The 13,405-nt window shown below is 55.8% G+C and carries 12 protein-coding genes; 3 read left to right on the top strand and 9 right to left on the bottom strand.

Annotated elements, in window-relative coordinates; translation table 11 throughout:
- Nucleotides 1-347: 347 nt before the first annotated feature.
- The 9 genes from recC to rppH form a co-directional block, all read right to left on the bottom strand.
- A complete protein-coding gene (recC, locus tag SB13_RS01965) occupies nt 348-3,764 on the bottom strand; it encodes an exodeoxyribonuclease V subunit gamma (RefSeq protein ID WP_026738736.1) in 3,417 nt (1,138 codons plus the stop codon).
- Nucleotides 3,765-3,790: 26 nt separating this feature from the next.
- Entirely contained in the window at nt 3,791-4,201 is a 411-nt protein-coding gene (locus tag SB13_RS01960) for a prepilin-type N-terminal cleavage/methylation domain-containing protein (RefSeq protein ID WP_051616300.1), read from the bottom strand.
- The gene (locus tag SB13_RS01955; protein WP_051616298.1) at nt 4,188-4,640 is read right to left on the bottom strand and encodes a YgdB family protein; all 453 of its coding nucleotides are present in this window, start codon (nt 4,638-4,640) and stop codon (nt 4,188-4,190) included. The genes SB13_RS01960 and SB13_RS01955 overlap by 14 nt, the downstream gene beginning before the upstream one ends.
- Nucleotides 4,627-5,226 carry a prepilin peptidase-dependent protein gene (locus tag SB13_RS01950; protein ID WP_026738734.1) on the bottom strand — a complete coding sequence of 200 codons (600 nt, stop codon included), beginning with the start codon at nt 5,224-5,226 and terminating at the stop codon, nt 4,627-4,629. Before SB13_RS01950 ends, SB13_RS01955 begins: the two co-directional genes overlap by 14 nt.
- Complete coding sequence (locus SB13_RS01945) at nt 5,220-5,711, bottom strand: prepilin peptidase-dependent protein (protein WP_026738733.1); 492 nt, start codon at nt 5,709-5,711, stop codon at nt 5,220-5,222. Before SB13_RS01945 ends, SB13_RS01950 begins: the two co-directional genes overlap by 7 nt.
- Nucleotides 5,712-5,983: 272 nt before the next feature.
- A complete protein-coding gene (gene thyA, locus SB13_RS01940) occupies nt 5,984-6,778 on the bottom strand; it encodes a thymidylate synthase (protein ID WP_026738732.1) in 795 nt (264 codons plus the stop codon).
- Between the two features lie 31 nt (nt 6,779-6,809).
- Nucleotides 6,810-7,676 (bottom strand): prolipoprotein diacylglyceryl transferase, encoded by an 867-nt coding sequence (lgt, locus tag SB13_RS01935; RefSeq protein WP_026738731.1) that lies wholly within the window; start codon nt 7,674-7,676, stop codon nt 6,810-6,812.
- A gap of 179 nt (nt 7,677-7,855) precedes the next feature.
- Nucleotides 7,856-10,102 (bottom strand): phosphoenolpyruvate--protein phosphotransferase, encoded by a 2,247-nt coding sequence (gene ptsP, locus SB13_RS01930; protein WP_026738730.1) that lies wholly within the window; start codon nt 10,100-10,102, stop codon nt 7,856-7,858.
- A gap of 11 nt (nt 10,103-10,113) precedes the next feature.
- Nucleotides 10,114-10,638, bottom strand: coding sequence for an RNA pyrophosphohydrolase (gene rppH, locus SB13_RS01925; protein ID WP_026738729.1), 525 nt, complete (start codon nt 10,636-10,638; stop codon nt 10,114-10,116).
- Nucleotides 10,639-11,327: 689 nt separating this feature from the next.
- On the opposite strand from rppH, the gene mutH reads away from it, so the two are divergent.
- The 3 genes from mutH (at nt 11,328) to SB13_RS01910 (ending at nt 13,326) form a co-directional block, all read left to right on the top strand.
- Nucleotides 11,328-12,014 (top strand): DNA mismatch repair endonuclease MutH, encoded by a 687-nt coding sequence (gene mutH, locus SB13_RS01920; protein WP_026738728.1) that lies wholly within the window; start codon nt 11,328-11,330, stop codon nt 12,012-12,014.
- 80 nt (nt 12,015-12,094) lie between these two features.
- Nucleotides 12,095-12,811: a TerC family protein gene (locus tag SB13_RS01915; RefSeq protein ID WP_026738727.1), complete on the top strand. Its 717-nt coding sequence runs from the start codon at nt 12,095-12,097 to the stop codon at nt 12,809-12,811.
- 296 nt (nt 12,812-13,107) lie between these two features.
- Nucleotides 13,108-13,326, top strand: coding sequence for a YgdI/YgdR family lipoprotein (locus SB13_RS01910; protein ID WP_026738726.1), 219 nt, complete (start codon nt 13,108-13,110; stop codon nt 13,324-13,326).
- Nucleotides 13,327-13,405 lie beyond the last annotated feature (79 nt).

Below are 13,405 nucleotides of genomic sequence, written 5' to 3'. Positions count from 1 at the left end.
CTTCAGGCCGTTAACGTGGATAATCCGCTGCAAGATCAAGATATTGAGCGTCAGCATCAGGTTGAAATAGTTCGGGAACAGCATCACGACCCTACTCGGCAACGAGGGGCTGGTGGTGACGGCACGACATTGCCACGCCACGTCGGTTAACGCCTGTCTCATTTTATCGAACGTTTGTCGCCGCAATGCTCCTGTTGGGAGCCTCCGATATCGGTCGACATCCGGCGTGGGCGTGATCTTCCATTGACGCGGTTCCGCCGCGCTGCCTTGCCGCCGAGCGACAAAGCCACGGCGCAGTGTTAATGTCGACGACCTCAGTTCCACCACGTCATCCCCCCCGCTGCCGTTCAAAACTGATTGAACCGTACGGCGGGGAGTAACCATGTCTTCGCCGCAGCCGTCACCTGATCAATCCTTTCACTGTCCATCTCCCGCACGATACGCTGCAGATAATAATCCTCCCCTTCGCCTGACAGGTTGAAGGTTCCCTGCCACGCTTCCAGCAGCTTTTGCTGCGCTTTAGTCAGGGCGGCTTCATCGGTCAGCAGGCTGTCGCTGTTACGATCGTAGATAACGTTCAACCAGGCGCCGCCGGAGCGATTAAGCAGCAGCAGCGGTTGGTTCATTCCTTGCTGATAGCCGCGAATCATCAATGCCAGAAATTCCCGCGCCTGCGCCTCGCTCAGCGAGGGAAAACGCCAGCCGCTGTCGTCACGACCATAGATCCGACTTTCGCCTTGACCGCCTTTTAGACAATAGGCCAGATGCTCCAGCCACAGCATCATGCCGTCCACCAGCGAAATCTTACCGGGACGCCAGCGCAGCAGGCCGTCGTGCTGAATTTGCGTCAGCCAGCCGGTGACGCGCACACCGTCCAGCGTGATATCCAGCTCCTGACTGTCCAACAGCTCTAGCTGCCGTTCTTTGCGCACGCGAGCCGCCAGGTTGCGCATTTCATCCATCTGCGTCTGCCAATACAGCTCGCCGAAGGCGCCATAAGGCAACGCCCCGGCCGCACGCATGCGCCGATACAGCAGATCCGCGTCGCCATCGTTGATCAGCGCGTTCAGCAGCAGAGTATTCATTTGATAACGATCAAGGTGCTCGACCAAAAACGGCTCCTCTTCCCGCAGCTCCTGATCGTCGAGCACAAAATTCACGCCGAGTCGCAGTTGGAAAAACGCGCGGACCGGATGACGGTAGAAGCGTTTCAGTTCGTCCAGCGTCACTTCGCTGTAGTGCTGCTCCGGCAACGGCAGGTCGAACGGCGGTTGGCTTTCGCCTTCACGTCCTGCCGCGGCCAGCCACTCGGCGGCAAAACTCTGCGGCGTGGCGTCGGCGATAAAGTTATCCGCATCGAACGGCATACGCGGATGCTCGCAGCAGAGCGCCGCCAACAGACGCGCGGCGCTGGCGTCGTCGTCCTCATCGTCATCGCCCGGCACACAGTAACTTTGTGCTATATAGTCCAGCAATTCGCTCACCAGTACGGAGGGAAAGCGTCGGCTGTTATCCTGAATGGAGTGGCCGATATAGCTGATATAGAGCCGGTTTTGCGCCGACAGCAGCGCCTCCAGAAACAGGTAACGGTCATCTTCCCGCCGACTGCGATCGCCGCGGCGATGATGCCGCGACATCAAGTCAAATCCCAGCGGCGGCAGCGTACGTGGATAAACGCCGTCGTTCATTCCCAGCAGGCAGACCGCTTTGAAAGGGATTGAACGCATAGGCATCAGCGTACAAAAATTCACTGCGCCAGCCAGGAAACGCTGGCTCAGCCGCTCCCGGTCGAGCCTGCCCGCCAGCTCGCTGCGTAGCAGCGTGACGGCCACAGACTGCGGATAACGCGCCTGCATGCCGGTATTGATGATCTGCTGCCACTGCTCCTCGATCAGCGTCAACGCCGCTTCGGCGTCGCCGTCCGGCAAAAAGAAATCATCGACCAATTGGCGGCACAGCGGCTGCCACTCTTCCAGCGTGCGCGGCTGCTGCAAACGCTGCCGCCATTGACTCAGCTGCATCAGCAAGTCCGCCAGCTGTCCCGCCAGTTCGGCGATTAGCCCGCTGGACTCGTCATAGGGAAGCACGCCCCGCCAGTCTCCCGCATGGCTGTCCATCGCATACCCCAGCAGCATACGCGTGATACCGAAGCGCCATGTGTGCTGGCCGGTCGGCGGCAGCATCAGCTCCCGAACGTTGTCGTCATCCAGCCCCCAGCGAATGCCGGATTCCGTCACCCAAAGCCGCAGGCGTCTCAGCCCCTCTTCGTGAATGCCGAATCGGTTCGCCAGCGCCGGAACTTCCAACAGCGCCAATACCTGTTCCGCCATAAATCGGCTGGTTGGCAGCTCCAGCAGTGTCAGCACCGCCTGCAAAGCGGGATGTGCATGGCGGGCGCGCTGATCTGAAATGGAAAACGGCAGATAGCGATCTTCCGGCGCATTGCCGAATACCGCCTGAATAAACGGCGAATAGCTGTCAATGTCCGCCACCATCACGATGATGTCGCGCGGCATCAGGTCAGGGTCGTCCGCCATCATCGCCAGCAGTTGGTCATGCAGCACTTCCACTTCACGTTGCGGGCTGTGACAGGCATGCACGGACACCGACCGATCGTCCGGCATAAGCGCCCGTTTGCGGCGTTTCGTTTCCAGGCTATCGTCTGCCGACTGGGCGATTTCGCTCTTCTTACCGGTCGCGACGAGACGGCTGTCTTCAAGCTCCAGCATATCCCGCTGTAGCGCGCTAAGCAGATGTTGCGCGTCGATATCCACATAAGCGGAGACGCCGTTTGTCTCATCCAACTGCTCCAGCAGATGCAAATTGTCGCGCCCAAGCTTGCCCCAAGAGGCCAGCAGCGGGTTACCTACATTTTGTTCGCCATCGTCTTTGAACAGGGATTCGGCACGCGCTGGATCGCGGAATAACGGCCGGCTTTCCGCCGTCATCTGCCGGTTCTGATACAAACGCCACTGGCGTCCTTTCAGGCGGGCCAGAGACGCCTCGTCCTGAATATCGCCCCAATAATAGCGACAAGGATTGGTAAACAGCAGGTGGACGTCGATATGTTTGCCGAGCGCACTCAACGCCTGCAAATAGACCGGCGGCAGTGCGGAAATACCGCAAATAAATACGCGGTCCGGTAGTCCCGGAGGACGGCTTTCCGCCTGCTCAAGCACCTGAATAAATCGCTGATAGAGGATAGTGTGATGCCATTCAAGCTGCCCGAGAGATTGCGTGTACTCCACCAGCCGTCGCCAGAGTGGCGCCTGCCATTGCTGAGCTTCTCCCGCCTCATCCACCTCTAGCCCCTGCTGCCAGCGCATAATCCAGTCAGGGCGGTATATCAGATATTGATCGAACAGGTCAGCCGTGCGCCTGGCCAGTTGGTGCAACTTGCGATCGTCGTCGTCCTCTTCCAGATAGTGGGCCAGCAAAGCGAAAGCGGGATCGTCCAGCTGCTGGGGCAGCAGATGCATCAGCTTCCAGCTCATGGCTTCTTTGCTAAAGGCGCTTTCCTTGGGGATTTCGGGGATCAGCCGCCGGCACATGTCCCACAAAAAGACGCCCGGCAGGGGAAATTGGATATTAGCGGCGATATGAAATTTTTCGGCCAGTTCGATTTGGAGCCACTGCGCCATACCCGGACTTTGCACTAACACCATTTCCGGCTGGAAAGGGNCGGTAAGCGGTTGTTGCTGCATCAGCGCCGCCGTCAGCTCCTTCAATATATCCAGCTGATTGGAATGGTAAACCGTGAACATGGGAACTCCTGACCGTTCGCTGCCGTTTATGTTGTATTCGAGGTTGGCTCTTCAGTTTCCGTTTCCGTTCCCGTCAGCGGATAGCAAAGCCAACGGGTGAGCGAGGCTGAATAGTGCCGCGGCGTCACCACCGCAGCCGTGACCCGTTGACACTGCGGGCCGTAAGGCTGCACGTTTAAAGAGCTGGTCCAGCCTTCAGGCAATGAAGCGGTGACGGTTTGAACGGGCACGCCCGCGTCCTGCGCCTCTAGCTGTTCATTGACCCACCGCCAGGCCTGACGCTGCTGCCATTGGTACTGTAGCGACCGTTGAAGTATTAAATGATATTGCAATAATCCGGTCAGAGAAACCGAGAACAGCACTGCGGCAATCAGCGTCTCAAGCAGGCTAAACCCGCTTTGGTTTCCGTCGAACGCCAGTTTCTTAATGAACGACACAGTAACGCGCCTCCGGTTCCGGGCAGAAGTCGAGCCATCCTTGCGACATCGCCTGCAGCAGCACAGCGCCATCGATCGTCTGCGCCGCGACGCGCTGATACAACCTCAGCGGTGGAGTATCCACCGCCAACTGGCCCTCGCCGCGCAGTATGCCCTGATTGCCTGAGGACGATAAATGCAGGCACACCCGCAGACGGTCCATCGAGAGCGTACGGCACTGCCATACTTCCCCATTTTCCTGCCAACGTTGACTGATGCCCCATTCCAGAGAAGATAGCCCTTGATTGAAGGCTTTCCAATAATGCTGTTCGTCCTTGCCCTGCTCCATCCAGGTTTCCAGCTGCTTTTGCATACCGACCAGCAGTAGCACGCCAAGGGAGATCAGCACCATGACGATCATCAGGGCATTGCCCGACTGGTGACGTTTAGACGGCATCATGATTACGCCTCCCGACCCATCGCTGCACCTGCTGTTTAATGTGCGGCCTGTCGGTCCAGTAGCCCGAAAGCCCCAGCAAATATAACGTCCCTCGACTGCCCTGTTGCGAAGAGACTTGAAAGCCGGTGATGGTTACCTCATTCGGGTCGAAGAATTTATCCCAGCGTTTTCCCCGGCACCGGGCATAGCCGGTCTGGACCTCAAGAGCGCCATTGCGCAGGCGGTAGCTGAAAAATTCCCCCTCAGACCGTTCGCCGGGCTCCCAGTGACCGCTATGGTTGATGTCGTAAGACACTGTCAGGCAATTCTGGGCCGGATTCACGCTGTCGGTGCTCAACGTAATCGCCTCTCTCCGGCAGTTTCCTGCGCAAAATCCCGCGCGAAGGATATCTTTCTCGATAACGGATAAAGCCTGGCTGAGCGTCTGCTCAAGACGAAACGCGTTAAGTCCTTGCTGGCTCTGTTTATTCAGCACAGAAAACAGCTGTACGACCGCGAGAATGATGATGCTGACAATACCGAGCGCCAGCATGATTTCCGGCAGAGAAAAACCGCCGAAGCGACATTTGTTATTCGGCGTCAGCATAGAGAGGTACCCAGCAGCGGCCGTCCTTCACTACACAGCCTTAATCTTCCACGCACGGAGAGGACCAACCGAATACGCCCCGCCGCATTTCCCAGCGTCACATGGCCCGATTGCGCCGTGTGACGCAGGCCAAAGAAAGAAAACTGCTGCGCCGTTGCGTCAACCAGCTCAACATCGCGGGATGTCGGGATAAAAAAAAGCGCGCTGTCCGCCGGACAGTCGCTGCTTGATGTTCCCGGCCCTACGCACCAACGCTCCCCGACACGCTGTATCCGTGCTATCAGCGTCTCGTTGCGCCAATTGGCCTGAGTTTGTATCCGTCCCACTACGCTCATTAACTGCCGGGCATTTTGCTCCAGCAACATCGCCTGACGATATCCCAACCAGCTGTGTAGCCCTGCGCCGACCAGGAGTGATATCACCGCAATTACCATCACTAACTCCAGCAGGGTGAACCCCTGTTGCCATCCATTGCACTTTTTCATGTCGCTCAGTGTAGCGACAATACCTATTTCCGACAGCAAAATGGTATCGGCTTTGCGCAGCGCCGCGTAGATTTTTTGAAGCGAAAACAGATTATTACTTTTTAAATGCGAAGCGGTTCGCAAAAACCGTCGCGGACATAAAAAAAAACCTGTCGGCGAAGCGCCCACAGGATATTTTTATGACTGACCGAGCAACGCCGAAATTCACGCCGGCGATATCGAACGATGCCGCCGACATCAGGGATAGAGGCGCTAACGCCTCAAATGAACGGCTAGATCGCGACAGGCGCTTTAATTGGCGGATGCGGATCGTAACCTTCGATTTCAAAGTCTTCGAAACGATAGTCAAACAGAGAGGCGGGACGACGTTTGATGATCAATTTCGGCATCGGACGCGGCTCACGGGTCAGTTGAAGATTCGCCTGTTCCAGATGGTTGCTATACAGGTGCGTATCGCCCCCCGTCCAAACGAAATCGCCAACTTCCAAATCGCACTGTTGCGCCACCATGTGTACCAGCAACGCGTAGCTGGCGATATTGAACGGTAGCCCCAGGAATACATCACACGAGCGCTGATAAAGCTGGCAAGAGAGCTTACCGTCGGCGACATAAAACTGGAAGAACGCATGGCAAGGCGCCAACGCCATCTGATCAAGCTCGCCAACGTTCCAGGCGGACACGATGATGCGGCGCGAGTCCGGATCCTGCTTCAGCTGGGTCATCACTTTCTCCAGCTGATCGATCTGACGGCCATCCGCCGCGCCCCACGCGCGCCACTGTTTGCCGTACACCGGCCCCAGATCGCCATTGTCATCGGCCCATTCGTCCCAAATGGAGACCTTGTTTTCGTGCAGATAACCGACGTTGGTATCGCCGTTCAGGAACCACAGCAGCTCGTGAATAATGGAGCGCAGATGGCAGCGTTTGGTCGTGACCAGCGGAAATCCCTGCTGCAAATTGAAACGCATCTGATGACCGAAAATCGACAGCGTACCCGTGCCTGTGCGGTCGTCTTTTGGCGTCCCCTCATCAAGCACTTTTTTCATCAGTTCCAGATACTGTTTCATACTACCTCGTTTAAAAATTGAATCGTTGCCATCACTGCCGAGCTGGCTGACGGCGATAAGCCCAAATCATCATCAGAAGACCTGCCAACACCATTGGAATCGACAGGATTTGTCCCATGCTCATGATGCCGCTGAAAAGCCCCAACTGCGCGTCCGGCTGACGGAAGAATTCAACGATGATACGAAACAGACCGTAGCCGATCAGGAACAGGCCGGAGACGCTGCCCATAGGACGGGGTTTGCGGATAAAAAGATTCAGGATGATGAACAGAACCACCCCTTCCAGCAACAGTTCATACAGCTGCGACGGGTGACGCGGCAACACGCCGTACTGATTCAGGATGTCCTGCCACTCCGGATGCGTGGCCGCCAGCACCATGTCTTCGCCGCGCGAACCGGGAAACAGCATCGCCCACGGCGTGTCGGTCGTCACACGGCCCCAAAGTTCGCCGTTGATGAAGTTGCCCAGACGTCCCGCGCCAAGGCCGAACGGGATCAGCGGCGCAATGAAGTCGGAGACCTGGAAGAAATTGCGTTTGGTGCGATAGGCGAAGCACAGCATGACGACGATCACGCCGATCAAGCCGCCGTGGAACGACATGCCGCCATCCCAGACCTTAAACAGGTAGAGCGGATTTTCCAGGAAGCTGGAAAAGGCATAGAACAACACGTATCCCAGTCGACCGCCGATAAACACGCCGAGAAAGCCCAGATAAAGCAGGTTTTCAACTTCATCTTTTTTCCAGCCGCTGCCCGGTTTGTTCGCTCGACGAACCGCCAGCCACATGGCGAAGACAAAACCAACCAGGTACATCAGACCATACCAGTGCAGCGATACGGGGCCGATGGAAAAAATCACCGGATCAAATTGAGGAAATTCCAGATAGCTCGTCGTCATCAATCACCACATTCTCGTTGTTTTGTCCCTGATTACGGGCTCGGCTAAAGGCAGGAAAACCGATGTAACGCCTGCCGCATTTCGCGGTTGCGCATAATAGCATAACGTATCAGGGCCCATGCCGGTCTTGCAGCAAAAGATCTGTAAAACATCGCTTCATGATTTGCGGTGACGTAACGTCATCGGCCGCCGCGGATCAGGCCGCCCAGCCCTCGTTCCTCAATAAACAGCGACGCCCATTGTCGCGCCTCGGTGGCGGTCTGCGCCGTCAGCACTTTATCCGCAAGCCTCCCCGCCTCGTCCTGCTCGATGTGACGCAGCAGATACTTGATACGCGCCACGCTGCGTCCGTTCATACTCAGCGATCGATAACCCATGCCGATCAACAACAAGGCGCCCATCGGCTCGCCTGCCATCTCCCCGCAGACCGACACCGGCAAACGCTGCTGGCGGCACTGCGTGACGATCAGATTCAAGGCCTGCAACATCGAGGGATGAAGGCTGTCGTACAGAGAGCCAACGTGGGGGTTGTTGCGATCCACCGCCAGCAGATATTGTGTGAGGTCGTTCGTCCCCACCGAAACGAAATCAATGCGCGAACTGAGATGAGGCAGCAGGAACAGCATCGAGGGGACCTCGATCATAATCCCGATACGCGGCCGGGGCTGTGTGCAATTCGACATCTCCGCGACTTCCCTCGCCGCGCGCTCGATCAGCCGACGCGCTTCATCGATCTCATCCAGACTGTTGATCATCGGCAGCAAAATATGCAGATTGCCCAGCTCCGCATTGGCGCGCAGCATGGCGCGCACCTGAATCAGGAAAATTTCCGGCTGGTCGAGCGTCACGCGAATGCCTCGCCACCCCAAAGACGGGTTCTCCTCGCTGATTGGCATATAAGGCAAGGGCTTGTCAGCGCCGATATCCAGCGTTCGCAGCATGACCGGATTTTCAGGATAGAGGCGCAGCATGCTTTCATACTGCGCCACCTGCTCATCCTCTGACGGAAATCCGCTTTGCACCATGAAGGGAATTTCCGTGCGGTACAGGCCGACGCCGTCGACCTGATTGATGAAGCGCTTTTCATGCTCGGCGCTGAGGCCAGCGTTGAGCATAACGCGCACCCGCTCGCCGCTTTTCAGCATGGCCGGGCGGTTGCCGTCATCTTCCGTCAGCCGGTTGAGCTCTAGCTCCTCATCCAGTACGCGCTGATATTCCTGTACCAGCACCGGCTCGGGATCGACCAGCAGTTCACCCCGGTAGCCGTCAAGGATCAGCAGCCGCTGATGTAACAAGGCGGGCTGAATGTCCGCGTCCATCAGGGTGGGGATCCCCATGGCCCTGACGAGGATCGCGGCATGCGAGTTGGCCGCGCCTTCGTGAACGACGATCCCGGCGAGCCTGTCTTGCGGCAGTTCGGCCAGCAGCGTCGCCGTCAGCTCATCCGCCACCAGAATAAAACGCTCCGGCCACTGCGCCGTACCCTGAATGCTATCGTCCAGATGAAACAGGAGCCGCTGTCCCAGCGCGCGCAGGTCGCTGGCGCGTTCACGCAGATAGGTATCTTGTAGCGTGGCGAATTGCGCGGAAAAGCGCTCGATGACCACTTTGACCGCCCACTCCGCCGAACTGCCGGTATCCACTTCCTGGCTCAGCTCTCGCTTTAGCCGGGCGTCGTTAAGCAAATGGGAGTAGAGATCGAATATCGCGGCGCTTTCTTTCTGCGCGCTGGCGCTGAAGCGTTTGCTGTACCGGCGGAACTCCGCGGCGGCGTTTTCCATCGCCAGCAGCAGGCGCGAACGCTCACGATCGCTATCCAGACTGGACGCAGGGAAAACTTGCTCCAGCGAGGGCTGACTACGATCCTGCCAACCAGAGGCGATCGCCACGCCCGGTGCGGCGGCCAGCGCGTTGATCCGCGTCTGCCGGTATTGCCCAAACAACGCTTTGATTTGAGACTGGGACAGGATGGTCGCCATCTGCGTCGCCAGCGTCACCATGAAAGATTCGTCGTTTTTATCGAACTGTCTCAGTTCCCTTTGCTGCACGACCAAAACGCCCAGCAGCTGACGCCGATGAATAATCGGTACGCCAAGGAAAGAACGGAATTGCTGCTCCCGAACCGCAGGAATGAATTTAAAGCTGGGGTGGCTTTGGGCATCGGCCAGATTGATGAGTTCAGCGCGTTCGCCGACCAATCCGACAATCCCCTGGCCGAAGGCGAGGGTGACAGGGCGGCCACGAGGTTTTTTCAACCCTCGTGTCGCCATCAGGTAGTAGCAGTAACGGTCGTGGTCGGCCAGGTAGATAGAACAGACTTCGGTATCCATCGCCAAGCAGATTTCGTTGACCAGAATATCCAGCGCATCCGATAACTGCGCCGTCCCGGCGACTTTCTCAATGACTTCTCGCAGGCGCGTAAGCATGGTGAGCTGAATTATCCTCTCTTACGTCGGGGACTGGAAGGCGACCGGGCCGAATTCTCCTGTAATTGAATAACCGAGGAGATAAACTCCTTCATGACCCGTCGGTAGACGTCGCGTTTAAAGGATACGACCTGCCGCACCGGATACCAAAAGCTCACCCAGCGCCAGCCGTCGAATTCCGGCGTGCCGCTGCTTTGCATGTTGATTTCTGACTCATTGCACATTAACTGCAACAGAAACCATTTTTGCTTCTGGCCGATACAGACGGGTTTTGTGTCCCAACGCACCAAACGTTTTGGCAATTTATAGCGTAACCAGCTTCGAGTCGAAGCCAGAATACGCACGTCCCTTTTACGCAGTCCGACTTCCTCATACAGCTCACGGTACATCGCCTGTTCTGCCGTTTCACCAGGGTTGATCCCCCCCTGTGGAAACTGCCAGGAGTGCTGGCCGTAGCGGCGGGCCCNCAGCACCTGCCCCTGCCGATTACAAATTACAATACCAACATTCGGGCGGTAGCCATCATCATCGATCACCGGACTACCTCGATAAACTGAAATGCTAAGATAACCTGATTGTTTCACACTCCCGGCAGACGGTAAACTCCTGCTTATCATCGTCTTCTTTATAATAAGAGGCCGATAACCCACAGATAGAATCAAAGTTATAAACATTCCTCCGCTAATATCACCGGTTTATTCACTTTTTCTGTGGACATCTTTGTGAAGAACATCCTGAAGAAAGTGCGCAAACAGGTTTTCAAGGTTTCCCCCGACCATCGTAACTATAAAAAATAGTCTTTTTAATTGATGGAGTTAACTCACTTTTCTACCGTTTTTCCCCCACCCCGAACATTGCACAGAATTCGGTCTTTTCCAAAGTGGTGAAATATCACACTACTGAGAGCTTATCCACAATCCCCCTCCCGATTTATGCCAAAAAACCAGCTAAACCAGCAAAAAAAACCCTCGTCAAGGCTGTAAATGGAAACAGTGCTCCAGAATTATCCCGTTTATCCCAGAAATCTGTGGATAACAGGGTGTAAAATCCTGTTCATTCCCGGTGGCTTATCGTGAACAAGTCCCCTTATCCGTTTTCTGCCTCGATACCACTGAGAAAAAACCACTGCGTAATCATGCTATTATTATTTTCATCTCGTGAATGGAACCACTGAAAACTATCCCCCGACGGGAGCTGTTCTTTTTTCATACAAACCGGGAGACTTATGAACACCCCTTCTGTCCACCGCGATCCGCCTCCTGATGAGCTGGCGTTGCTGCAGCGCGCCCAGTCACTCGCCGGATATAATCTGGCTGAGCTGGCGGCGATCGCTGAACTGCCGTTGCCGGCAAACCTGAAGCGGGACAAAGGGTGGACCGGCATTCTGTTGGAGCGTTTTCTGGGCGCCAGCGCTGGCAGCAAACCGGAACAAGATTTTCCCGATCTTGGCGTGGAGCTGAAAACGATCCCTATCGACGAACTGGGACGGCCGTTGGAGACCACTTTTGTCTGCGTCGCGCCGCTAACGGGCAACAGCGGCGTCACCTGGGAACACTGCCATGTTCGCCACAAACTGAGCCGAGTACTGTGGATGCCGGTGGAAGGCGGCAGGCAAATCCCGCTGGGCGAACGCCGTATCGGCGCACCGCTGCTGTGGAGCCCCAACCCGGAGGAAGAGGAGCAGCTACGTCAGGATTGGGAAGAACTGATGGATTTGATCGTTCTCGGCAAAGTGGAAAGCATCACGGCACGCCACGGAGAAATGCTGCAACTGAGGCCCAAAGCCGCGAACAGCCGCGCTCTCACGGAAGCGGTGGGCGAACACGGGCAGCCGATCATGACGCTGCCGCGGGGTTTTTATCTTAAAAAAACCTTTACCGGACCTCTGCTCGCTCGGCACTTTCTGCTTTAATGACCACTCTTTCCTTGCCTGCCGCTACAGAGAGCAGAGTATAATTATCGTTTACGTTTCATTTAAGGTGCATTGATACAATGTTTGATTGGATTGCGGATCCTAATGCCTGGCTAGCGCTTGGCACACTCACCATTCTGGAAATCGTTCTCGGCATCGACAACATTATCTTCCTGTCTCTGGTCGTCGCCAAACTGCCTAAACACCATCAGAACAAAGCACGCCGTATCGGTTTGCTGGGCGCGATGTTGATGCGTCTGGGGCTGCTCGCCTCCATCGCCTGGGTGATAAAACTGACTAACCCGCTGTTTTACGTAATGGATCAAGCCATTTCCGTCCGCGACCTCATCCTGTTCTTCGGTGGTCTATTCCTTATCTGGAAATCCGGCAAAGAGATCCATGAAACCATTCAAGGCAGCTCGGCAGAACATGATTCAAAGGTGCATTCGTTCTTTGGCGCCATCGTGCAAATCATGCTGCTGGACATCATCTTCAGCCTCGACTCGGTCATCACCGCCGTCGGTTTGTCCGATCACCTGTTTATCATGATGGCCGCCGTTGTGATCGCCGTCGGCGTGATGCTGCTGTCCGCGCGTCCTATCGGCGAGTTCGTCGAGCGTCATCCGTCGGTCAAAATGCTGGCGTTGTCCTTCCTGATTCTGGTCGGCGTTACTCTGATTCCTGAAAGCGTGGATGTCCATGTGCCTAAAGGCTACATCTACTTCGCCATGTTCTTCTCTATGATGGTGGAAACCCTCAACCTGCTACGTGGAAAGAAAGCCGCTCAGCAGCAGTGATATCCGCCTCGTCAGGGGTTTTCCACACCAAAGCCCCTGATACAAGATGCCTCCGACTCACCTCGGAGGCATTTTTTTCAAGGCAATTCGATGCAGGTATAACCTGCGGCACAGGGTACGAGAAAGGAGCCGGAATCATTGGCGAGCCAGCATCGTCAATGGGGACTCTTCGCCGACTAATTTTTTTACATTTTGTCCGCCTCTTCTTTCCATAAATCCGAATCGAACCTGTGACTTCCTTTGCTAAACTTGCCTTAATTTTTCGAATTATTGCCGTCAACAATAGGTAACTCCCTATGCAATCAATCATGAAATCGCTTCTGGCGCTCAGCATCATTACCCTGCTTGCCGGCTGTTCCAGCCATTATGTCGTCGCCACCAAAGAGGGTCAGGTGCTGCTGACCAAAGGCAAACCGCAGGTTGATGAAAGTACGGGACTGATGATTTTTACGGATGAGGACGGGCACAAGCACGCGATCGACAACAATGATATTTCGCAGGTCGTCGAACGCTGAAGCTAAATGACGATGTTGCGCCAAGAGGCTTTCCCCCTTGACGAGGCTTGGTTATAGTCAATTGAAGGTGCTTTCAAAC

This window comes from Lonsdalea quercina subsp. quercina (genome assembly GCF_000688695.1).
GTDB classification, from domain to species: domain Bacteria; phylum Pseudomonadota; class Gammaproteobacteria; order Enterobacterales; family Enterobacteriaceae; genus Lonsdalea; species Lonsdalea quercina_D.
This window is presented reverse-complemented; position numbering and strand designations above follow the sequence as displayed.